This is a genomic window from Acidovorax sp. GW101-3H11, from assembly GCF_001633105.1.
In the GTDB taxonomy this organism is placed as follows: domain Bacteria; phylum Pseudomonadota; class Gammaproteobacteria; order Burkholderiales; family Burkholderiaceae_C; genus Acidovorax.
In genome coordinates this window covers 21,336-41,083 of the sequence record NZ_LUKZ01000017.1, presented here as the reverse complement: position 1 = coordinate 41,083, position 19,748 = coordinate 21,336, and the positions used below count along the sequence as shown (strand labels likewise).

Annotated in this window: 21 protein-coding genes; 11 read left to right on the top strand and 10 right to left on the bottom strand. The window is 68.1% G+C overall.

Annotated elements, in window-relative coordinates:
- Nucleotides 1-60: 60 nt before the first annotated feature.
- Nucleotides 61-477, top strand: a complete 417-nt coding sequence (gene fur, locus A1D30_RS16000; RefSeq protein WP_063461726.1) for a ferric iron uptake transcriptional regulator — start codon at nucleotides 61-63, stop codon at nucleotides 475-477.
- A 179-nt stretch (nucleotides 478-656) separates the two neighbouring features.
- Here the strand turns inward: fur and hprK are convergent, their stop codons facing one another.
- The 4 genes from hprK to A1D30_RS15980 all read right to left on the bottom strand — a co-directional run bounded on the left by hprK (nucleotide 657) and on the right by A1D30_RS15980 (nucleotide 4,063).
- The gene (gene hprK, locus A1D30_RS15995) at nucleotides 657-1,613 is read right to left on the bottom strand and encodes an HPr(Ser) kinase/phosphatase (RefSeq protein ID WP_063461725.1); all 957 of its coding nucleotides are present in this window, start codon (nucleotides 1,611-1,613) and stop codon (nucleotides 657-659) included.
- Between the two features lie 60 nt (nucleotides 1,614-1,673).
- Nucleotides 1,674-2,141 (bottom strand): PTS sugar transporter subunit IIA, encoded by a 468-nt coding sequence (locus A1D30_RS15990; RefSeq protein ID WP_063461724.1) that lies wholly within the window; start codon nucleotides 2,139-2,141, stop codon nucleotides 1,674-1,676.
- A 114-nt stretch (nucleotides 2,142-2,255) separates the two neighbouring features.
- The gene (gene raiA, locus A1D30_RS15985; protein ID WP_063461723.1) at nucleotides 2,256-2,591 is read right to left on the bottom strand and encodes a ribosome-associated translation inhibitor RaiA; all 336 of its coding nucleotides are present in this window, start codon (nucleotides 2,589-2,591) and stop codon (nucleotides 2,256-2,258) included.
- A gap of 239 nt (nucleotides 2,592-2,830) precedes the next feature.
- Nucleotides 2,831-4,063 (bottom strand): MFS transporter, encoded by a 1,233-nt coding sequence (locus tag A1D30_RS15980; protein ID WP_063461755.1) that lies wholly within the window; start codon nucleotides 4,061-4,063, stop codon nucleotides 2,831-2,833.
- A gap of 268 nt (nucleotides 4,064-4,331) precedes the next feature.
- Here A1D30_RS15980 and A1D30_RS15975 point away from each other — a divergent pair, with 268 nt between their 5' ends.
- Nucleotides 4,332-5,255: a phosphoribosylaminoimidazolesuccinocarboxamide synthase gene (locus A1D30_RS15975; protein ID WP_063461722.1), complete on the top strand. Its 924-nt coding sequence runs from the start codon at nucleotides 4,332-4,334 to the stop codon at nucleotides 5,253-5,255.
- A 46-nt stretch (nucleotides 5,256-5,301) separates the two neighbouring features.
- On the opposite strand, the gene A1D30_RS15970 is transcribed toward A1D30_RS15975, so the two are convergent.
- Nucleotides 5,302-6,177 (bottom strand): META domain-containing protein, encoded by an 876-nt coding sequence (locus A1D30_RS15970; RefSeq protein ID WP_082836484.1) that lies wholly within the window; start codon nucleotides 6,175-6,177, stop codon nucleotides 5,302-5,304.
- Nucleotides 6,178-6,187: 10 nt separating this feature from the next.
- Complete coding sequence (gene trxA, locus A1D30_RS15965) at nucleotides 6,188-7,096, bottom strand: thioredoxin (protein ID WP_063461721.1); 909 nt, start codon at nucleotides 7,094-7,096, stop codon at nucleotides 6,188-6,190.
- A 163-nt stretch (nucleotides 7,097-7,259) separates the two neighbouring features.
- On the opposite strand from trxA, the gene purE reads away from it, so the two are divergent.
- The 4 genes from purE (at nucleotide 7,260) to A1D30_RS15945 (ending at nucleotide 11,052) form a co-directional block, all read left to right on the top strand.
- Nucleotides 7,260-7,754 carry a 5-(carboxyamino)imidazole ribonucleotide mutase gene (gene purE, locus A1D30_RS15960; RefSeq protein ID WP_063461753.1) on the top strand — a complete coding sequence of 165 codons (495 nt, stop codon included), beginning with the start codon at nucleotides 7,260-7,262 and terminating at the stop codon, nucleotides 7,752-7,754.
- Nucleotides 7,751-9,004 carry a 5-(carboxyamino)imidazole ribonucleotide synthase gene (locus tag A1D30_RS15955; RefSeq protein ID WP_242421920.1) on the top strand — a complete coding sequence of 418 codons (1,254 nt, stop codon included), beginning with the start codon at nucleotides 7,751-7,753 and terminating at the stop codon, nucleotides 9,002-9,004. The genes purE and A1D30_RS15955 overlap by 4 nt, the downstream gene beginning before the upstream one ends.
- A gap of 2 nt (nucleotides 9,005-9,006) precedes the next feature.
- On the top strand, nucleotides 9,007-10,023 hold the full coding sequence (locus tag A1D30_RS15950) for an L-threonylcarbamoyladenylate synthase (RefSeq protein ID WP_063461720.1): 1,017 nt from the start codon (nucleotides 9,007-9,009) through the stop codon (nucleotides 10,021-10,023).
- A 75-nt stretch (nucleotides 10,024-10,098) separates the two neighbouring features.
- Nucleotides 10,099-11,052 (top strand): SGNH/GDSL hydrolase family protein, encoded by a 954-nt coding sequence (locus tag A1D30_RS15945; RefSeq protein ID WP_063461719.1) that lies wholly within the window; start codon nucleotides 10,099-10,101, stop codon nucleotides 11,050-11,052.
- Nucleotides 11,053-11,174: 122 nt separating this feature from the next.
- Here the strand turns inward: A1D30_RS15945 and A1D30_RS15940 are convergent, their stop codons facing one another.
- The 3 genes from A1D30_RS15940 to dacB form a co-directional block, all read right to left on the bottom strand.
- The gene (locus A1D30_RS15940; protein ID WP_063461718.1) at nucleotides 11,175-12,473 is read right to left on the bottom strand and encodes a lipase family protein; all 1,299 of its coding nucleotides are present in this window, start codon (nucleotides 12,471-12,473) and stop codon (nucleotides 11,175-11,177) included.
- 132 nt (nucleotides 12,474-12,605) lie between these two features.
- Nucleotides 12,606-12,875: a SemiSWEET transporter gene (locus A1D30_RS15935; protein ID WP_063461717.1), complete on the bottom strand. Its 270-nt coding sequence runs from the start codon at nucleotides 12,873-12,875 to the stop codon at nucleotides 12,606-12,608.
- A gap of 46 nt (nucleotides 12,876-12,921) precedes the next feature.
- On the bottom strand, nucleotides 12,922-14,328 hold the full coding sequence (dacB, locus tag A1D30_RS15930; RefSeq protein WP_242421921.1) for a D-alanyl-D-alanine carboxypeptidase/D-alanyl-D-alanine-endopeptidase: 1,407 nt from the start codon (nucleotides 14,326-14,328) through the stop codon (nucleotides 12,922-12,924).
- A 143-nt stretch (nucleotides 14,329-14,471) separates the two neighbouring features.
- On the opposite strand from dacB, the gene A1D30_RS15925 reads away from it, so the two are divergent.
- From A1D30_RS15925 to corA, 5 genes are all read left to right on the top strand, one after another.
- Entirely contained in the window at nucleotides 14,472-15,467 is a 996-nt protein-coding gene (locus tag A1D30_RS15925; protein WP_063461715.1) for a DMT family transporter, read from the top strand.
- Between the two features lie 40 nt (nucleotides 15,468-15,507).
- A complete protein-coding gene (tsaB, locus tag A1D30_RS15920; protein ID WP_063461714.1) occupies nucleotides 15,508-16,245 on the top strand; it encodes a tRNA (adenosine(37)-N6)-threonylcarbamoyltransferase complex dimerization subunit type 1 TsaB in 738 nt (245 codons plus the stop codon).
- Nucleotides 16,242-16,745 (top strand): ribosomal protein S18-alanine N-acetyltransferase, encoded by a 504-nt coding sequence (gene rimI / locus A1D30_RS15915; RefSeq protein WP_063461713.1) that lies wholly within the window; start codon nucleotides 16,242-16,244, stop codon nucleotides 16,743-16,745. The genes tsaB and rimI overlap by 4 nt, the downstream gene beginning before the upstream one ends.
- A 59-nt stretch (nucleotides 16,746-16,804) precedes the next feature.
- On the top strand, nucleotides 16,805-17,575 hold the full coding sequence (locus tag A1D30_RS15910; protein ID WP_063461712.1) for a uracil-DNA glycosylase family protein: 771 nt from the start codon (nucleotides 16,805-16,807) through the stop codon (nucleotides 17,573-17,575).
- A gap of 185 nt (nucleotides 17,576-17,760) precedes the next feature.
- Nucleotides 17,761-18,747, top strand: a complete 987-nt coding sequence (corA, locus tag A1D30_RS15905) for a magnesium/cobalt transporter CorA (protein WP_063461711.1) — start codon at nucleotides 17,761-17,763, stop codon at nucleotides 18,745-18,747.
- A gap of 202 nt (nucleotides 18,748-18,949) precedes the next feature.
- On the opposite strand, the gene A1D30_RS15900 is transcribed toward corA, so the two are convergent.
- Nucleotides 18,950-19,705: a 5'-methylthioadenosine/adenosylhomocysteine nucleosidase gene (locus A1D30_RS15900; protein ID WP_063461710.1), complete on the bottom strand. Its 756-nt coding sequence runs from the start codon at nucleotides 19,703-19,705 to the stop codon at nucleotides 18,950-18,952.
- Between the last annotated feature and the right edge of the window lie 43 nt (nucleotides 19,706-19,748).

Below are 19,748 nucleotides of genomic sequence, written 5' to 3'. Positions count from 1 at the left end.
GCATTGTAGCGGCAGCCCCCCAGGCCTTGAGGTGGGGGCCCGCACCCGAAGGAGCATGCCATGACCAATATCGACGAACTCAAAAGCACGGGACTCAAGGCCACGCTGCCCCGCCTGAAGATCATGGAGATCTTCCAGAAAGGCACGCAGCGCCACATGACGGCCGAAGACGTGTTCCGCGTGCTGCTGGAGGAGCGCTCGGACATTGGCCTGGCCACCGTGTACCGCGTGCTCACGCAGTTCGAGCAGGCTGGCATCCTGATCCGCAGCAATTTCGAGAGCGGCAAGGCGGTGTACGAGCTCAACGAGGGCCAGCACCACGACCACTTCATCTGCACGTCCTGTGGCAAGGTGGAGGAGTTCTACGACGCCGAGATCGAAAAGCGCCAGCACGCCGTGGCCAAGGCCAAGGGCTGGCTGGTGCAGGACCACACGATGGCGCTGTACGGCCAATGCGCCGACTGCGCGAAGAAGTGACTCCCCCCTGAGCCGCCTTCGGCGTCTTCCCCCCAGAGGGGGGACGCTCCCAGCGCGGCGGGGCGGCCCTTGCGCGGGAGCACTGGCCTGGGGCGCGCCAGTACGCACCCGTCTTTGGACTCAAAATTGGTCTTTGCGCCCGCCCATCAAGCGTAAGCAGCTATCAAATACAGAGCAGGCTAACCACCCGTGTCGCGCTCCATGGCGCGGCGGTGGCGTTCGACAAATTCCTGGTAGGTGTCGATGCCGCGCAGCTGCAGGATGGTGTTGCGCACGGCGGCTTCGACCAGCACGGCGATGTTGCGGCCGGCCACCACCTGGATCACGACCTTGAGCACAGGCACGCCCAGCACGTCCTGCGTGAGCGGCTCGTAGGGCAGGCGTTCGTAGTCGCGCTCCAGCGTCTCTTTGCGCACCAGGTGCACGATGAGCTTGAGGCGCATCTTGCGGCGCACGGCCGTCTCGCCAAAGATGGCGCGGATGTCCAAGAGGCCAATACCGCGCACTTCCAGCAGGTTCTGCAGCAGCTCGGGGCATTTGCCCTCGATGGTGGTCTGGTTGATGCGGAAGAAATCCACGGCATCGTCGGCCACCAGACCGTTGCCGCGCGAGATCAGCTCCAGGCCCAGCTCGCTTTTGCCCAGGCCCGACTCGCCGGTGATCAGCACGCCCAGGCCCAGAATGTCCATGAACACGCCGTGCATCGTGGTGCGGTCGGCAAAGTGTTTGGACAGGTAGGCGCGCAGCACGTCGATGACAAACGCCGACGACTCGTGCGTGGAGAACATCGGGATCTGCGCGCGCTCGCACATGGACACCAGCGCATCGGGCGCGGTCTGGTTGTCGGCCAGCACCAGCACGGGCGGCTCTAGCGTCACGATGCGGGCGATGCGGCGCTTGCAGTCGTCGGGTGACGCGTTGCTCAGGTAAGCGATTTCGCGCTCACCCAGAATCTGCACGCGGTAGGGATGGATGTAGTTGAGGTAGCCGACCAGATCGGCCCCGGACCGCGCAGAACGCACGGCCACTTCGTCAAACCGCCGCTCCGAAGCCCCCAGGCCCGCGACCCACTCCCATTTCAGGAGGCCACGGAATTCCTCGAACAGCACATCGGCACTGACAACATTGGGCTTCACGGCGGGTCAGTGCTCAATCAGATCGGATGAGGGACAACACACAGCGCGCAGGGCGGGCACTCAGGCGGTCTGTGTGGACTGCCAGCCTGCAATCATGCCGTGCAGCTCGGCGGCATCGGTGCAGGCCTTGAGCTTTTCGCGCAGGGCCGAGTCGCTCAGCAACTCGGCAATTTCGGAGAGGATTTCCAGGTGCTTCTGCGTGGCCGCCTCGGGCACCAGCAGGAAAATCAGCAGCCCCACAGGCAATTCGTCAGGCGCGTCAAAACCAATCGGATTGAGCAGCTGGAACACGGCCGCCATCGGCGCCTTGAGCCCCTTGATGCGCCCGTGCGGGATGGCCACACCGTGGCCGAGCCCCGTGGAGCCCAGCCGCTCACGCGCAAACAGGCTGTCGGTGATCAGCGCACGCGAGAGGCCGTGCTGGCTTTCGAACAGCAGACCCGCTTCTTCAAAAGCACGCTTCTTGCTGGTGGCGTCAACACTCACAAGCACTTGAGCGGAGGGCAGGATGGAGGCGAGTCGGTTCATGGTCAAGGGTAACAATTATGCACATATTGGCGAAAACCCTGAGCACGGCGCGTCGGGCAACAAAAAAACCGCCCGGAAGGGGGCGGCTGCTGTGCCAGGCTCAGGGCTGGCGCATCAAGCGTGCAATTCGCGCTTGGCGGCTTCGTGGTGGTGGTCTTGCAAACGATCCTTGTGGCGCACCACCTGGCGGTCCATCTTGTCCACCAGCTCGTCCACGGCGGCATAGAGGTCTGCGTGGGAGCTTTCGGCAAACAGGTCGTTGCCCTTCACGTGGATGTTGCATTCCGCTCGCTGCCTCTTTTCCTTTTCCTTTTGCTTCTCTACCGTCAGCAGTACCTTGACATCGACAACTTGGTCAAAATGGCGGGTGATCCGATCCAGCTTGGTGGTGACATAGCTGCGCAAGGCGGGGGTAACTTCGAGGTGGTGACCGCTGATCGTCAAGTTCATAAATAAGTCTCCTGTAGCTCTCGGTGGGAAAAACGCCGCCCTGGATCAGAGGAGCGGCTCGGCGAACTTGGATGCATCCGTTGACGTGAGTTCACTATGCCCCCGCCCTCCCCGAAAAGCAATCCCATACCGCCCCGGCCCGCTGGGTTATGCCTGCCCAGGTGCCAAGCCCCCAAAAAGCGCGCACAATGGACGAGTTCGCAGGGGGCAGAGGCCACCGCCTCCCTGCCCAAGCCCCTCTAGCGCGCCGCAGGGGTCGCCCCGTGCAGATGCAGCCGCCCCACCACCAGCATCGACAGCACACCGGCCGCAATGCCCACCAGGGCCGCCACCCAGTAGTTCTGCACCAGCCCCTGCGCATCGCGGCTGATCAACACCCCGCCCACAAAAGACGCCACCCCCATGGCGGCAGACTGCACCGATGCATTCAGGGTCATGAACGTGCCCCGCAAGGCGGGCTGCGCCGCCGAGGTGACGATGGCCATCCCCGGAATCATGCGCCCGCTCACAAAGGCGAACATCAGGGTGGACACCAGCAACACGCCCCACAGTGGCAGCCCCTGGCACAGCGTGATCCCCAGGAGGCAGGGCACCGAGGCCGCCACCAGCGCACGGAAGGTGGGCACCTTGCCCCAGCGGTCGGTCCAGCGGCCAAACCAGCGCGCGGTGAACAAAGTGGCGATACCGCCGCACAGATAGGCCAGAGGAATCTGGTCCGCCCGCACCCCGGCATTGGCCTGCATGTAGATGGTGATGTAGGGAATCACCGTGAACCCCGTGGACACCAGCAGCGCTGAGTACACAAAGGCCCAGCGGTGGTTCGGATCGGCCAACACCTGTGCAATGCCCGATAGCGCCGAGCGGCCACCCGCCGCCTGCACATGGGCCGTCAGGGGCGGCAGGGTGCGGGCGGCCTGGATGGCCAGCACCCCGACCAGGGCCGCGATGGCGATGAACGGCAGGTTCCAGCCCCCATGCTCAGCCAGGATCAGGCCCAGGGGCACGCCCGCCACGGTGGACACCGCAAACGACGTCATGACGATCCCCATCGCCCGCCCGCGCCGCTCGAACGGCACCACATCCGCCACGATGGTCTGCGACAGGGCCGACAGCACGCCACCGAACGCTCCCGCCAGGATGCGCGCCGCCATGAGCGTGCCGTAGGTGGGTGCCACGCCGCAGGCCAGCGTTGCCAGCCCGAACAGCACATACAGCACCAGCAGCAGCCGCTTGCGGCCAAAACGGTCGATGTAGGTGGACGCGAGCAGCCCCGACGCCCCCGCCGACAGTGTGTAGGCCGATACCAGCAGGCCGAACTGCGCGTCGCTGATGGCGAACAGCCGCGTGAACTGCGGCCCGAGCGGCATCATGATCATGAAGTCGAGGATGTGGGTGAACTGGATGCCGGCCAAGGTCAGCAGCAGCCAGAGTTCGCGGCGGGGAGTGAGCGCAGGGGCAGTGGTGGTGGACACAGGCAAAGGCCGCAGGCGGCCCGGTCAAAGTCAGGGCCGCACAGTGTGCCCCAAGGGCGCGCACCCCGTGCTCCACACAGCCCAGCACCACGCAGCCCCGCGCCACCTATGCTCGCCCCGTTTTGACCCGCGCCCGTGGCTTTGCAGGCGCACCCGGGCCCGGCGCGTAAAATCTGCAGGTTGCGCCGGGCCCCGCCTGCACGCGCTTCGCCCCACCCGTTCTTCTTCGGATTGCCTGCTGCGGATATCGACCGCCCACACCGACACCATGACCCAGCCCAGCTCCAACGCCCTGCACACCTCTGCCCTCACGTCGCTGCCCCTGCTGGCGCGCGGCAAGGTGCGCGACAACTACGCCGTGGGCGACGACCGCATCCTGATGGTGGCCAGCGACCGCCTCTCGGCCTTCGACGTGATCATGGGCGAGCCCATCCCCGGCAAGGGCGAGTTGCTCACACAAATGGCGCTGTTCTGGTTCGACAAGCTCGGCCACATCTGCCCCAACCACCTTACCGGCGACGCCCCCGAGAGCGTGGTCAAGCCCGATGAAGTGGCCCAGGTGCGTGGCCGCTCGATGCTGGTGCAGCGCCTCAAGCCCATCCCGGTGGAGGCCGTGGTGCGTGGTTACCTGGCGGGCAGCGGCTGGAAGGAATACCAGGAATCGCGCTCGGTCTGCGGCGTGCCGCTGCCCGAAGGCCTGACCAACGCGGCCAAGCTGCCCGAGCCCATCTACACGCCCGCCGCCAAGGCCGCCGTGGGCGAGCACGACGAGAACATCACCTTCGAGCGCACCGTGGAGATGATCGGCCTCGACCTGGCCACCCGCATCCGCGACCTGAGCATCGCCATCTACCAGGCCGCCGCCGAGATCGCACTGACCAAAGGCATGATCATTGCCGACACAAAATTCGAGTTCGGACTGGCGCCCGACGGCACGCTGGTGCTGATGGACGAAGTGCTCACCCCCGATAGCTCGCGCTACTGGCCCGTGGAAGGTTACGCCGACGCGCTGGCCCAGGGCGCCAACCCGCCCAGCTACGACAAGCAGTTCGTGCGCGACTGGCTGGAACAGGCCAAGGTGGGCGGCAAGCTCTGGGACAAGACCGCGCCCGCGCCGCGCCTGCCCCAGGAGGTGATCGAGAAGACGGCAGCCAAGTACCGCGAAGCGCTGGAGCGGCTCACCGCCCGCTGAACGGCGGGCGCCGTCGGCGCCTGCCTCCAGCCCCGTCACAGGGCGGTCAGTTCAGCAATGTCTCGGCGGACTCGAAGCGCAGCAGTGCCTGCCCTTCGCCGCCCCGCAGCACCAGCTGCGATCCTTGCTGCCGGAAACTCTGCACCGCCAACAGCGCCTCGAAAAACCGCGTTTCCGTCCCACTGGCGGGCAAGCACAGCGTGATGTTGGAGACCAGGCGCTCAAAACGCAGCCGCCCGCCTTGCAACGCGTAGTCCGCCAGGAACCGGTTGCACCCGCCCGATCCCGCCACCCGTGGCTCATCCGCTTGCAACACCAGGTGCGGGGTAACCGCCCCCTCGGGCGGGCGCCCCACGGCCTCACCCGCTATCTCGACCAGCCGCCAGTAGGTCAGCACCAAGGGCACGCTGGCTTCCACCGTGGCGGCTTGAGGTAGCAACCGCTGCAACTGAACATCCACGCGGCGAAACGCAGCGTCCTGCGGCACCGGATGGCGCTTGTCCGTCGCCAGCAGCAGGCGCCCCTCCAAGGTCACCGTGGCGCGCACCTCGCAGCGGCCCTTGGGCACAAACCGTGAAGAAGGATAGGGAATCCACAGCGCAAAAGGCGCCTGCCCGGCAGGGGCGCTGCGCTGGCGGCCCAGCACCACCGGGGGCATGTCAGTGTGGGTGACATCCAGCAGCGTGGCCTCAAACACGGCCTCCGGGGGCAGCACCACGCGCTCCCGGGCCAGGGCCACGCCTGAAACGATGGCATCGGGGGCCGGCGGTCGGCCAGCGCACCCCAGCAGAAGGCTGCAGCACAGCGCCGCAGCGGACAGCCGGGCGATCACCGCGCCATGAACGCACCGGGCCAGCAGGGGCCGACACGACCGCAGCGCCCACGTGGTGAACGCCTGCACGCCGTTCAGCCGCTCCCCCATCCGCAGGCTTTCAGCTCAGCACCACGCTCGACAACCGGCGCCGGTACGTGGCCACCACCGGGTCTTCGGGCGGGATCTGGCCCTCTGCCACCTTGGGCTTGGGGGCCTCGATGACTTCGAGGATGGCCACATAGGTCTTGCGCGCGGCTTCCTCGTTCCAGGCCTTGTCGCGCATGAGGATTTCGAGCAACTCGTCCATGGCGTCGGTCCAGCGCTGCTGGGCCATCAGCCAGCGGGCGCGGGCGTAGCGGGTGTCGAAATCGCGTTTGTTGGCGGTGATTTTCGCCTCAAAATCGGCCTCTACGCGCTCCCCATATGCTCCAATAGCTACAAAATCAATAGCATCCATCCAGACCTTCAGCGCGCCGAGCTTGCGCGACACGGCGGCTTTGGCGATCACAGGGGCAAACGCAACCTTGGCATCGTCCTCACGACGCAGCTGCAGCAGCAGCTTGACGTAGTCGAAGCGTGCATCGTCGTTGGAGGGATCGGTGACCACCGCGTGCTGCAGTTTTTCGAGGGCCGTGCCCGTGTCGCCATCGGCCAGGGCGTCCTGGGCTTCTTCTTCCTCGGCTTCGGCCACCATTTCTTCGGCGGTGGGCACATGCTTGTCGAGGAAGGCGCGCACCTGGCCTTCGGGCAAGGCGCCCATGAAGCCGTCCACGGGCTGGCCGTTCATGAGCAGCACGCAGGTGGGAATGCTGCGGATGCCGAACATCCCGGCCAACTGCTGCTCCTGGTCGGAGTCGATCTTGGCGAGCTTGAAGCGGCCCGCGTATTCGGTTTCGAGCTTTTCCAGCACCGGGCCCAGCGACTTGCAGGGGCCGCACCAGGGCGCCCAGAAGTCCACCAGCACGGGCACGTTCATCGAGGCGGCAACCACCTCGGCTTCAAAGTTCTCTACGGTGACGTCAATCATGGTGGTGGGTGCCGGGCCAAGGCCGGTGGAGCTGGTGGGTTCGCGCTATTTTGGCGCATGGAAACAGCCCCAGGCCGCGCAAGGAAGCGCAAAAAGTAAAATCGCGGGTTCCACCCACAGCGGTGCGGCAGGCCCAGCGCACTGCCGCCGCCCCCAAACCACCATGAAACCCATCCAGATCGGCGTGGTCATGGGTTCCAGCAGCGACTGGGACACCATGCAGCATGCAGTGCAGATTCTTGAACAGTTCGGCATCGCCCACGAGGCCCGCGTGGTCTCGGCCCACCGCATGCCCGACGACATGTTCGCCTACGCCGAAAGCGCCGCCAGCCGGGGCCTGAAGGCCATCATCGCGGGCGCGGGCGGTGCCGCCCACCTGCCCGGAATGATCGCCGCCAAGACCCCTGTGCCCGTGCTGGGCGTGCCCGTGGCCAGCCGCCACCTGCAGGGGGTGGACTCGCTGCACAGCATCGTGCAGATGCCCAAGGGCATCCCGGTGGCCACGTTCGCCATCGGCACGGCGGGCGCTGCCAACGCGGCCCTGTTTGCCGTGGCCCTGCTGGCCAACGAGAGCCCCGAGCTGCGCCAGCGCCTGGAAGCCTTCCGCGCCGAACAGACGGAAGTGGCCCGCAACATGACCCTGCCGCCCGCCGCATGACCGATTCTGCCAAGCCATTGAGCGCCGCACGGCCGCCCGAAGGCGCGAAGGCCCCCTTGGGGGGCAGCGCCGCACACGCAGTGGCAAGCGTGGGGGCTCCACTGCTGCCCGGCAGCACGCTGGGCGTGCTCGGCGGCGGCCAGCTGGGCCGCATGTTCGTGCACCAGGCCCAGGCCATGGGCTACTTCACGGCCGTGCTGGACGCCGACCCCACCAGCCCGGCGGGCTTGGTGAGCCACCACCACATTCAGACAGACTACGAAGATCCGCAGGGCCTGGCCGCACTGGCCCGCGTGGCCGATGCGGTGACCACCGAATTCGAGAACGTGCCCGCCGCCGCGCTGGCCGCCCTGGCCGCGCAGCGCCCGGTGTCGCCCGCCGCCAGCGCAGTCTCTGTCGCGCAGGACCGCGCGCGGGAAAAGGCCCACTTTGTGGCCTGCGGCGTGCCCTGTGCGCCCTATGCGGTGATCGAGACGGCACAGCAGTTGGCCGCCGTGTCCGCCGACCTCCTTCCCGGCATCCTGAAGACGGCCCGCATGGGCTACGACGGCAAGGGCCAGGTGCGCGTGAAGACGCCCGCCGAACTGGCCGCCGCCTGGGATGCGGTGGGCAAGGTGCCCTGCGTGCTGGAGAAGATGCTGCCGCTGGCGCTGGAATGCTCGGTGATCGTGGCGCGCGGTGCTGACGGCGCCATGGTGCACCTGCCCGTGCAGCGCAACCTGCACCGCGACGGCATCCTGGCCGTGACCGAGGTGTATAAAGGAAATCTGCCTTCTGCGCTGGCTGCACAAGCGGTAGCAGCTGCGAAATCTGTAGCAGAAGGCCTGCAGTACGTGGGCGTGCTCTGCGTGGAGTTCTTCGTGCTGCAGGACGGCAGCCTGGTGGTCAACGAGATCGCCCCGCGCCCGCACAACAGCGGCCACTACAGCCAGAACGCCTGCGATGTGTCGCAGTTCGAGCTGCAGGTGCGCACCATGGCCCACCTGCCACTGACCCAGCCCCGCCAGCACAGCGCCGCCGTGATGCTCAACCTGCTGGGCGACCTGTGGTTCGCCCAGGGCGACACCGAACAGACGCCCCCGTGGGACCAGGTGCTGGCCCTGCCCGGCACCCATTTGCACCTGTACGGCAAGCGCGATGCCAAGCGGGGCCGCAAGATGGGCCACCTCAACATGACCGGCGCCACACCCGAAGCCGCGCGCGCCACCGCCTTGAACGCGGCCGCACTGCTGGGCATTGACGCGTTCTGACCATGATCCTTGACGGCAACGATCCTTCGGCCATCGCCGCCGCAGCGCGCGCAGTGCGCAGCGGCGCGCTGCTGGGCCTGCCCACCGAAACCGTGTACGGCCTGGCCGCCGACGCCAGCAGCGATGCGGCCGTGGCGCAGATCTTTGCGGCCAAGGGGCGCCCCAGCGACCATCCGCTGATCGTGCATGTGGCCAATGCCCAGGGCATTGCGCACTTTGCCAGCGAGGTGCCCGGCTTCGCGCAGAAGCTGGTCGATGCCTTCTGGCCCGGCCCGCTCACGCTCATCCTGCCGCGACTGCCCGGTGTGGCCACTGCCGCCACCGGCGGGCAGGACAGCGTGGGCCTGCGCTGCCCGGCGCACCCGGTGGCGCACGCACTGCTGGAGGCCTGCGCGGCCCCGGCCGATGGCACCGACCAGGGCGGCCCGCCCGTGTGGGGCGTGGCAGCCCCCAGCGCCAACCGCTTTGGCCGCGTGAGCCCCACCACCGCCCAGCATGTGCAGGACGAGCTGGGTACCGACCTGCTGGTGCTGGACGGCGGCCCCTGCGGCGTGGGCATTGAAAGCACCATCGTGGACTGCACCCGTGGCGTGCCCGTGCTGCTGCGCCCCGGCGCCATCACGCGCGCGCAGATCGCTGCGGCATGCGGCATTGCGCCGCTGTCAAAGGAAGACCTGCCCGCCCTCACCCCCCGCGCATCCGGCACGCTGGAGGCCCACTACGCCCCCGCCGCCAAGGTGCGGCTGATGGATGCCAAGGCCCTGCAGACCAGCCTGGACCTGCTGGGCGCCGACGCAGCCCACATCGCCGTGTATGCCCGCTCTGCGCTGCGCTCGCACTCGTCCCGGCTCGTACTGCGGCGCATGCCCGACGATGCCGCCGCCACCGCCCAGCAGCTGTTTGCCGTGCTGCGCGGTTTTGACGACGAGGGCGTGAAACTGATCTGGATCGAGACCCCCCCTGCCAGCCCGGATTGGGAGGGGGTTCGCGACCGCCTGCAGCGAGCGGCGGCGGCCTGATCGGCCGCGAAGACGCCGCTTTACATGCATTGACTTTGCGTCGTTAAACTACCCCCCACTTTTCTGGAGAAATACATGGCAGCAAATTGGATGCGCCGCACCGTCATGGTCGCCGCATGTGCATCGGCCGCGTTGCTCGCGGCTTGCGGTTCCAGCACCACTGAATCGGCCATCACGCCCCAGCGCTTCATCGCGTTCGGCGATGCCATGAGCGATGTGGGACAAAACGGCTCGCGCTACACCGTCAACGACGGCAGCGTCAACAACTGGACCCTGCAGGTGGTCGCCAACTACGGCAAGACCCTCACCCCTGCATCCGCAGGCGGCACCAGCTACGCCACGGGCAACGCCCGCGTCAGCGCCAAGCCCGACGCCGCAGGCAACGCCAGCACCCGCACCGTCACCGAGCAGATCGACACCTTTCTGGCAAGCGGCAGCTTTGCCAACACCGACGTGGTGATCGTGAGCGGTGGTGTCAGCGACGTGATCGCCGGCATGGCTGCCGTGACCGCCGGCACGCAGACCGAGGCCGCCATGGTGGCCGCTGCGCGCAAGGCGGGTGAAGACCTGGCCGCCCAGGTGCGCCGCCTGGTGGCGGCCGGTGCCAAGTATGTGGTGGTGACCGGCACCTACGACCTGAGCAAGAGCCCCTGGGCCAAGTCGATTGGCCGCGAAGCCCTGCTGACCGATGCGAGCAGCCGCTTCAACGATGGCCTGCTGGTGGGCATCGTGGACCTGGGCGCCAACGTGCTGTACGTGGACTCGGCCTACTACGTGAACCTGTACACCAGCGTGCCCGGCAACTACGGCTTCAACAACGCCACCACGGCCGTGTGCACCTCGGTGGACGCGACCAACGGCATCGGCATCGGCGCAGGCAAGGTCAACTCCGCCCTGTGCAACAGCTCCACGCTGCTGTCGGGCGCCAACCAGGCCGCCTACGTGTTTGCCGACTCCGTGTACCTGACCCCGTCGGCCCAGCGCCAGTTTGGCACCTACGCCTACGACCGCCTGCGCGCACGCTGGTAACGCACGATGCGCCTGGCCGCCGCGCGCGGAGGTGCCAGGGCTGCAGCCACAAAAAAGCCGACCCGAGGGTCGGCTTTTTGCTTTGCCCAACAGGGGCACAGGAGCCAAGGGCCCCAGGCAGCTTACTTGACCGTGTCGAACACGGCACGGGCCTGTGCGTGGCAGAACGGTGGCTCGTAGGTGCCGTGGTAGGCGCCGTAGTAGGTGGCGAATGCCGCCGAGGTGGGGTCGGTGGGCGCCTTGCCGCCGGGGCCGAAGGTGGCCTGGATGGCGGCATCCACGTCCACCGAACTCACATTGGTCAGGCCCCGGCTGTCGAAGTCGGCCTTCATGACAACCTGGTGCACGGCAGGGGGCACCGTGGGGTCGCCCGCACCGCCACACAGCAGCACGCGCGCCTTGGGGTTCCAGCCGAGCAGGTCGTTCTTCTTGGCCGCCAGGTACAGCGGGTGGGTGGTGCTGGTCTGCGAGCCCGTGATGAAGTCGGACTGGAACAGTGCATCACGCGCCTGATTGGGCGTGCCCGCAGGCAGGGTGCCCGAGGTGAGCAGTGTGGTGTAGGTCATCGTGGGGTTGGGCAGCAGGTTCTCGATGTAGCCCGAGTACGGTGCCTTGAAGACCTGCTTCACATCGGTGTACACATTGCCATAAACCTTCTGCCACGAGGTCACGAGGTAGGGCACGAAGAACTGCACGCCTGCGATCGCATCGGGGATGCGCAGCGAACCCGACAGGTTGTAGGGGCCCGCCAGGTGGGCGCCTGCCACCACGTTGAATTCCGTACCGTAGTCGCGCTCGGCAGCCCGGTGCGCCGCCATCGACGAATGCCCGCCTTGCGAGTACCCCGTGAACATGACCTTGCCCGACAGGTTGGCCCCCACGGCGCCCGCAGCGTTGCGCGCGGCACGCACCGAGTCGATCACCGACGTGGCTTCGGAGTCGGCATGGAGGTAGGGGTGGTAGCTGTAGGTGGATTTGGCAAAGCCCAGGTAGTCCGTGGCCACCACGGCATAGCCTTGGGCGGCGTACATCGCGGCCAGCAGGAAGGTTTCGGAGTCCTGCGGGTTGGCCAGCGTGCGGGGCTTTTGCACATCGGTGCCCTTGGCATAGGCCAGCAGCGGCGCTGCCGTGGTGCAGCTGCCGCCGGGCACCAGCATCACGCCCGATGCATTGGTGTTTTCGCCGCTCTTGGCGCCCACGGTGGCGTAGTTCAGTGCCACCACCTTCACATCGCACTTGGCCTTGCCGGTGAGGGCCTGCAGGCCCGCGCTGGAGGTGCTGGCGTCGATCTGCGCAGCGGTCAGCGTGGTCACCGTGGCGGGCGGATCAATCAGTGCGCCACGCACCGGGTCGTCGGAGCCCCCGCAGGCAACAAGCACAAGCGCAGCGGCGGCAACACAGGTAAGACGGAAGTAGTTCATGGATGGGTCCCTCGGGTCAGTGAAAAACGATGCATCGTGCGCGCACCTGCGCTGCAGCATCCATAGGGGATAACGCGTGAAACCGGGCCCGATGACACCTGCGCGACAGCCGCTGCCGGGCGGCCGCCCGGCTCAGCCCGCGCCGCGCACGCCGTAGCGGACCTTCATACCCAAAATGGTGCCTGCCAGCGCCAGCGTGATGGCGTTGGCGACCACGATGGGCCAGGCAGCCAGGGCCAGCCCGTAGACCAGCCACAGCGCCACCCCGGCCGTGAACACGCTGTACATGCCCAGGGAGATGCCGCTCACGTCTCGTGTGCGAAAGGTCTGCAGTGCCTGGGGCACAAAACTGCAGGTGGTGAGGGTGGCGGCCAGATAGCCGATGAGTTCAGGGAGTTGCATGGTGGGCGGGGCAGCCAGGCTGCACCGGGGGGGTTGGGTTGTCCGGTCACTGGTCGCGCGCGGTCCAGTCGATGAGGCTGTCGAGCACGGGCCGCGCGGCGCCCGCGCTGGCATGGTTGACGACCGCCACCAGCACATAGCGGCGCCCGCTCGCTGCGTGGACATAGCCTGCGATGGCCATCACGTCGCGCAGGCTGCCCGTCTTGAGGTGGGCGGTGCCCGCGCGGCTCTGGCTGCGGCGCAGCGTGCCATCCACCCCCGAGATGGGCAGCGAGGCCAGCAATTCCGGCATGGATGGCGATGCCCAGGCCACCTGCAGCATGCGCGCCAGCGCCTGGGCCGTGAGGCGCGCATCGCGGCTCAGGCCGGCGCCGTTGTCCACCTGGGGCAATTCCACGTCGCCCAGGCGGCCCTGCCACCACTGGCGCAGCGCCTCGCGCGCGCCGTCGTAGGTCGCCACGCCGTTCTTCTGCAGCGCCAGGGTCAGGAACACCTGCTGCGCCATCACGTTGTTGCTGTACTTGTTCACATCGCGCACCACCTCGGCCAGGGCGGGTGACGTGACCACAAACGCGGGCTTGAGGCCCGCAGGCACCTTGCCGTCGCGCACCGTGCCCGTGAGCTTGCCGCCCAGCTCGCGCCACATGCCCTCCACCGCCCGCGCCGCAAAGCCCCGGGGGTCGGCAGCGGCCACGGGCCACACGCGCTCGCCGCACGCAGCCGGGTACACACCCTGGAAACCCACCTTGGCCGGGTCGGACAGTTCGGCCCGCAGGGCGCCCCGCCAGTCGCCACATTCGGTGCCCGGTGCGGCCAGCGCCACCGTGGCCTGGCGCTGCACGCCTGCCAGCGGCGGGTCGTACTGGATGCGCGCCAGCCCGGCGGCGGCGTCGGGCACAAAGGTCATGACCGACGACTTGAAGTTGAGCAGCAAGGCATCGGGCGCGGCGTTGTAGGGGCGCAGCGGCTCGCCGTCAAAACGCGCCGGGTCCTGCTCGGGCAGGTCGAACGCCGTGCGGTCCAGCACGATGTCGCCCACGATGACCTGGATGCCCTGGCCCTGCAGGCGCCGCATCAGCAGCCACAGGCGCTCCATGACCAGCTTGGGATCGCCCTGGCCCTGGATGTAGACATTGCCACGCAGGCTGCCGTCCTGCACCGCGCCCTGCAGATAGACCGGGGTGTTCCACACATAGGCCGGGCCCAGCTGCTCCAGTGCAGCGTAAGTGGTCACCAGCTTCATCACCGATGCCGGGTTGACGGGCACCTGGGCACGGTGTGCAAGCCGGGGGGCCGTGCGCGCGCTGCCCTGGGCATCGACCACCAGCACCGCCAGCGCCTCGCGGGGCAACCGGGCCCGGGCCAGGGCGGCCTCTACCTCGGCGGGCAAGGGGCTGGGCGAAGGCGCCGGTGCCTGGGCGCTTGCGCCCCCTGCCAACGCCAGCCACAACATGGCCCCCAGCAACACACCACGCGGCGCGGTACAGCGCCAGACAACAGGAACAGACAGCATGGCGGGAGTCTATCGCCCGCTACCGGGCCACCCGCGTGCGCCCGCCGCCAGCGTCGCCCGCACCGGCCACCGATAATCCCCCCATGCGTTTTTCTCCTCGCGCCGTGGGCTTGCTGGCAGTCGTTGTGACGGTCACCATCTGGACGGGCTTCATCGTCATCGCCCGTGCCTCGGCCCAGCGCACGCTCACGCCGTTGGACATCGCCCTGCTGCGCATCACCGGCGCCAGCCTGGTGCTGCTGCCCTGGGGCTGGTGGATGGTGCGGCGGCGCGTGCAGGCGCTGGGGGCATCCGCCCCGCCCTCCAGCCTGGCGGGCATCTCGCCCCTGCCGCTGCGCACCACGGCCCTGCTGGGACTGTTTGGCGGCCTGCTCTACGCGCTGCTGGCCTATGCGGGCTTCTTCCATGCCCCGGCCACCCATGCCTCGGTGCTCATGCCCGGCAGCCTGCCGCTGTGGACGGCGCTGCTGGCCGCCTGGCTGCTGCGCGACCACATCACGCCCCTGCGCGCGGCCGGGCTGGCGCTGATCGTGGCGGGCGATCTGCTGGTGGGGGGGCGCAGCCTGCTGGCGGCCTTCTCGGGCGGTGATGTCTGGAAGGGCGACCTGCTGTTCATGCTGGCCGCAGCCTGCTGGGCCACCTACAGCGTGCTCGCGCGGCGCCATGCGGTGGACGCGGTGCAGGCCACCATCGCCATCACGGCGCTGGCATGCCTGGTGTATGTGCCCGCCTACGCCCTGCTGATTGCGCTGGGCGCCGTGACCAGCCATCTGGCCCAGGCGCCGTGGACCGAGATCGCCTTCCAGATGGCCTTCCAGGGCGGGGGCTCGGTGGTGGTCTCGGGCATTGCGTTCACGCGCATGATCCAGCACTTCGGGCCGGTGCGCTCCACCATGATCACGGCGCTGGTGCCCGGGCTGTCGGCCATGGGCGCGGTGCTGTTCCTGGGCGAGCCCATGCACTGGAGCCTCGTCGCCGGGCTGCTGCTGGTGACCGCCGGTATCCTTGTGGGCGTGCTGCGCACCAACCCGTCCCCGGCAGCCCCGGCCAACACGGCCCCGCGCCGCGCCGTTCCCTGACCCCTGCGCTCCCGCACATGCACCAGACACCCCCCGGCCCATGAACCTGCTCGCTTTCGACACCAGCACCGACACCCTCTCCATCGCCGTACAGCACGGCGACGGCGTCTGGCAGCACCAGGGGCCTGGCGGCGCGCAAGCCTCGGCCACGCTGATTCCTGCCGTGCGCGCCCTGATGGAGCAGGCGGGCCTGTCGTTCGACACGCTGGATGTGATCGCCTTCGGGCGGGGCCCCGGCTCGTTCACCGGGCTGCGCACGGCCTGCGCCGTGGCCCAGGGGCTGGCCTTTGGGGCGCGCGGCGGCCAGGGCGTGCCCGTGCTGCCCGTAGACACCCTGCTCGCCGTGGCCGAGGAAGCCCGCCACCAGCATGGCTGCACCCAGGTGGTGGCCGTGCTGGATGCTCGCATGGACGAGGTCTACCACACGCGCTGCCAATATGTGCCGGGATTGCAGGCCGCCAGCGGCCAATGGGTGGCCGATGCCGACTTTGGCCTGAGCAAGCCCGAATCCGTGCAGGTGCCCGCTGACTGGACGGTGGTGGGCAACGCCCAAGCGCCCTACGGCGAGCGGCTGGCGGCGGGCGCCCGCCATGTCGCCGCCCTGCCTACCGCCACCGCACTGCTGCGCCTGGCGCCCGCGCTGATAGCCGCCGGGGCGGCCGTGCCCGCCAGCGACGCGCTGCCGCGCTACATCCGCGATAAAGTGGCGCAAACCACCACCGAACGCGCCGCGCTGCGCGCCGCCCAGGCCGTGGCCACGCCCCCGAGCTCCGCATGAGTGCCTTGCCCACCCCTTCTTCCACGGCCGCAGACGACACGGCCTCGGCCCGCCCCGAGGCGCGTTTTGAAGCGCTCACGCTGGACCGGCTCGATGCCGTGCTCGCCGTGGAGCAGCGCGCCTACTCGCACCCGTGGACGCGTGGCAACTTCACCGACGCCCTGGCCTCGGGCTACCAGGCGCAGGTGCTGATGGCGGGCGACCACCTGCTGGGCTACTTCGTGGCCATGATGGGGGTGGATGAGGTGCACCTGCTCAACATCACCGTCACCCCCGAGTTCCAGCGCCAGGGCTGGGCGCGTGTGCTGCTGGATGCGCTGGCCCTGTGGTCGCGCGGGCGCGGCGCGCAGTGGCTGTGGCTGGAAGTGCGCGCCAGCAACCTGCGCGCCCAGGCCATCTACCAGACCCACGGCTTTCGCCGCGTGGGCGACCGCAAACGCTACTACCCGGCGGACCATGGCCAGCGCGAGGACGCCGTGGTCATGAGCCTGGGGCTGTAACCCCCACTGCCACCCGCTCGCCCGCCTGCCCGCCAAGAACCCACCGACTGCCTGCCTGTATGAGCCTCCACCTCGATGCGCGCCAGCGCGCCATGCTGCAAGAAATGGGGGTCACCGTGTGGGGCCCGCCACCGGCCACCCCGGCTCCCCCCGCTGCGGCCGCTGTGGAGGCCCGCCTCCCGGCTGCCCCCCAGGCAGCCCCCCTGCCCGCCCCGGCCCCCGTGGTGGCGGCGCCCCGCAGCGCGCCGCCACCACCTGCCGCCGCACCACGCACACCGCCCGCCAGCCAACAGGCTGCACCTGCCACAGGCCCGGGCGCCCCGGCGTTGCTGCTGCATGCCCCCCGGGCGCTGTACCCCACAGCCGACCCGGCGCAGACCCCCACGGGCCTGGGCAACGGCTGGCTGATCGTGGCAGAGAGCCCCACCCCCGCCGACCCGTTGGGCGGCGATGCCGGGCGCCTGCTCGACAACATGCTGCGCGCCATGCAGTTGCACAAGCACCCGCGCGTCTACTTCGCGGCGCTGGAGCGGCCCGCGCCCGGCACCGAAGCCAGCGCCCACATCCCCGCCACCCTGGCCGATGCCGTGGCCACGCTGCAGCCTGCCATGGTGCTGGTGCTGGGCCATGTGGCCGCGCGCGCCGCCCTGGGTCGCACCGAGCCGCTGGGCCGCCTGCGGGCGGGCCCACACCAGCTGGCGGGCTGCCCTGCCGTGGTGACCTACGACCCGGCCTTTTTGCTGCGCTCGCAAGACACCAAGGCCGCCGCCTGGGCCGACCTGTGCCATGCCCTGGCGCTGGTGCGTGGCGCGAGCGCTGGCTCTCCTTGATCCCGCCCAACGCGGCCGCCCGGCACCCTCCCGGTGCCATAATCCGCGACTTGTCCATTTTTGACGGAGACAGCTCCTTGGAAACCTACCCGAGTTGGTAGCTTTCAGCTCCCCGGCCTGCCGGTGGGGGTTGAAAGCAACCCAGACCCCCACACCGCAGTTGCCACACACAAGGGAGTGAGCCCATGCTCAACATCTTTACGCTCGCCAATGGCCGGCTGTTCCAGGAAGAAATAGAGTCCCTGGAAGAGCTGACCAAGTTCCAGCCGATCTGGGTGGACCTGGAAGCCCCCACGCTCGAAGAAAAACGCTGGATCAAGCAGCACTACGGCCTGTCCATCCCCGAGGATGCGATGGACGAGGACATCGAGGAATCCGCCCGCTTCTACGAAGAAGACAACGGCGAGCTGCACATCCGCAGCGACTTTCTGATCGACGACGACGAAGACCCGCGCTCGGTGCGCGTGGCCTTCATCCTGAACCAGCACAACACCAACCTCAAGAGCCGGGGCGTGCTGTTCTCCATCCACGATGAAGACGTGCCCGTGTTCCGCCTGCTGCGCATGCGCGCGCGCCGCGCGCCGGGCCTCATCGAAGACGCCAAGGAAGTGCTGCTCAAACTGTTCGACGCCGACGCCGAGTATTCGGCCGACACGCTCGAAGGCATCTATGACGAGCTGGAAAAGGTCAGCACCCAGGTGCTGGCCGGCGACGTGACCGACGCCCGCGCGGGCGAAGTGCTGGCCGCCATCGCACGCCAGGAAGACTTGAACGGCCGCATCCGCCGCAACGTGATGGACACGCGCCGCGCGGTGAGCTTCATGATGCGCTCCAAGATGCTCAACGCTGAGCAGTTCGAAGAGGCCCGCCAGATCCTGCGCGACATCGAGTCGCTGGACAACCACACGGCGTTTTTGTTCGACAAGATCAACTTCTTGATGGACGCCACGGTTGGTTTCATCAACATCAACCAGAACAAGATCATCAAGATCTTCTCGGTGGCCAGCGTCGCCTTGCTGCCGCCCACGCTGATTGCGAGTGTGTACGGCATGAACTTCAAGTTCATGCCCGAGCTGGACTGGTCGCTGGGCTACCCGTATGCGCTGGGGCTGATGCTGGCCAGTGCGCTGGGGCCCATGTGGTACTTCCGCAAGCGCGGCTGGTTGAAGTAGCCCCCCTGTGGCGCTGCGCGCCTTCCCCCCCGAGGGGGGACGCCACCTGAGGCCCGGCAAAGCCGGTTCCTCGGTGGCGCTGGGATGGGGCGCGCCCTTGGCTTGGTGCTGCTACGACAGACACTACAGGCTAATTTTTGCTGAAAATTTGAGCAAAAATCGGCCTTTGCGCGCGTCCACATTGCCTTTTAAGCTATCAAATTTATAGCTTTTGAAGCAGCGTCTGCACCATGTGCTCGGCATAGCGGCTGGCCACGGTCTGCACGAACAGGGCGAAGTCGCCGTGGGCGGTGTCGTCGGCGCGGTCGGAGATGGTGCGCACGGCGGCGAAGGGCAGGCCGTAGTCCTGGCAGACCTGGGCCACGGCGGCGCCTTCCATCTCCACGGCCAGCACATCGTGCCCGGCGCCCCGCAGCGCGGCGCGCAGCTGGGTGGATTCAGTGGCGGTGGAGACAAAGCGGTCGCCGCTGGCCACCAGGCCGTGGTGCACGCGGTGGGGCGCCTGATCGGGCGATTTTTTCAAGCCAAATGGGCCGCTACCGCCCGCTACACATGCCTTAGCCGCTTCCAAAAGCAGAGCAGTCAAGACCGGGTCACAGGGCAGGCGGCTGCGCGCATAGCCCGGCAGCTCCCAGCGCGGGAACAGGGGCGAAGCGTCCATGTCGTGCTGGATGTAGTCCTGCGCCACCACCACGTCGCCCACGTTCACGCCGTCGCCCACGCCCCCGGCCACCCCGGTGAACACGATGCGGGCCACACCAAAATGCTCGATCAGCGCCGTGGCCGTGGTGGCGGCCGCCACCTTGCCAATGCCCGACAGCGCCAGCACCACCGGCCGGTCGTGCAGCTCGCCCCGCCAAAAGGCGCGGCCTGCGTGCATCACGCGCTGCGGGTGGGCAAGGTGCTCGACCAGGGAGCTTTGCTCTTCGGTCAGTGCACTCAGGATGGCGGTACTCATACAAAAAACCTTCGGATCGACGGGGTGGGGAAGCAGCGCACGG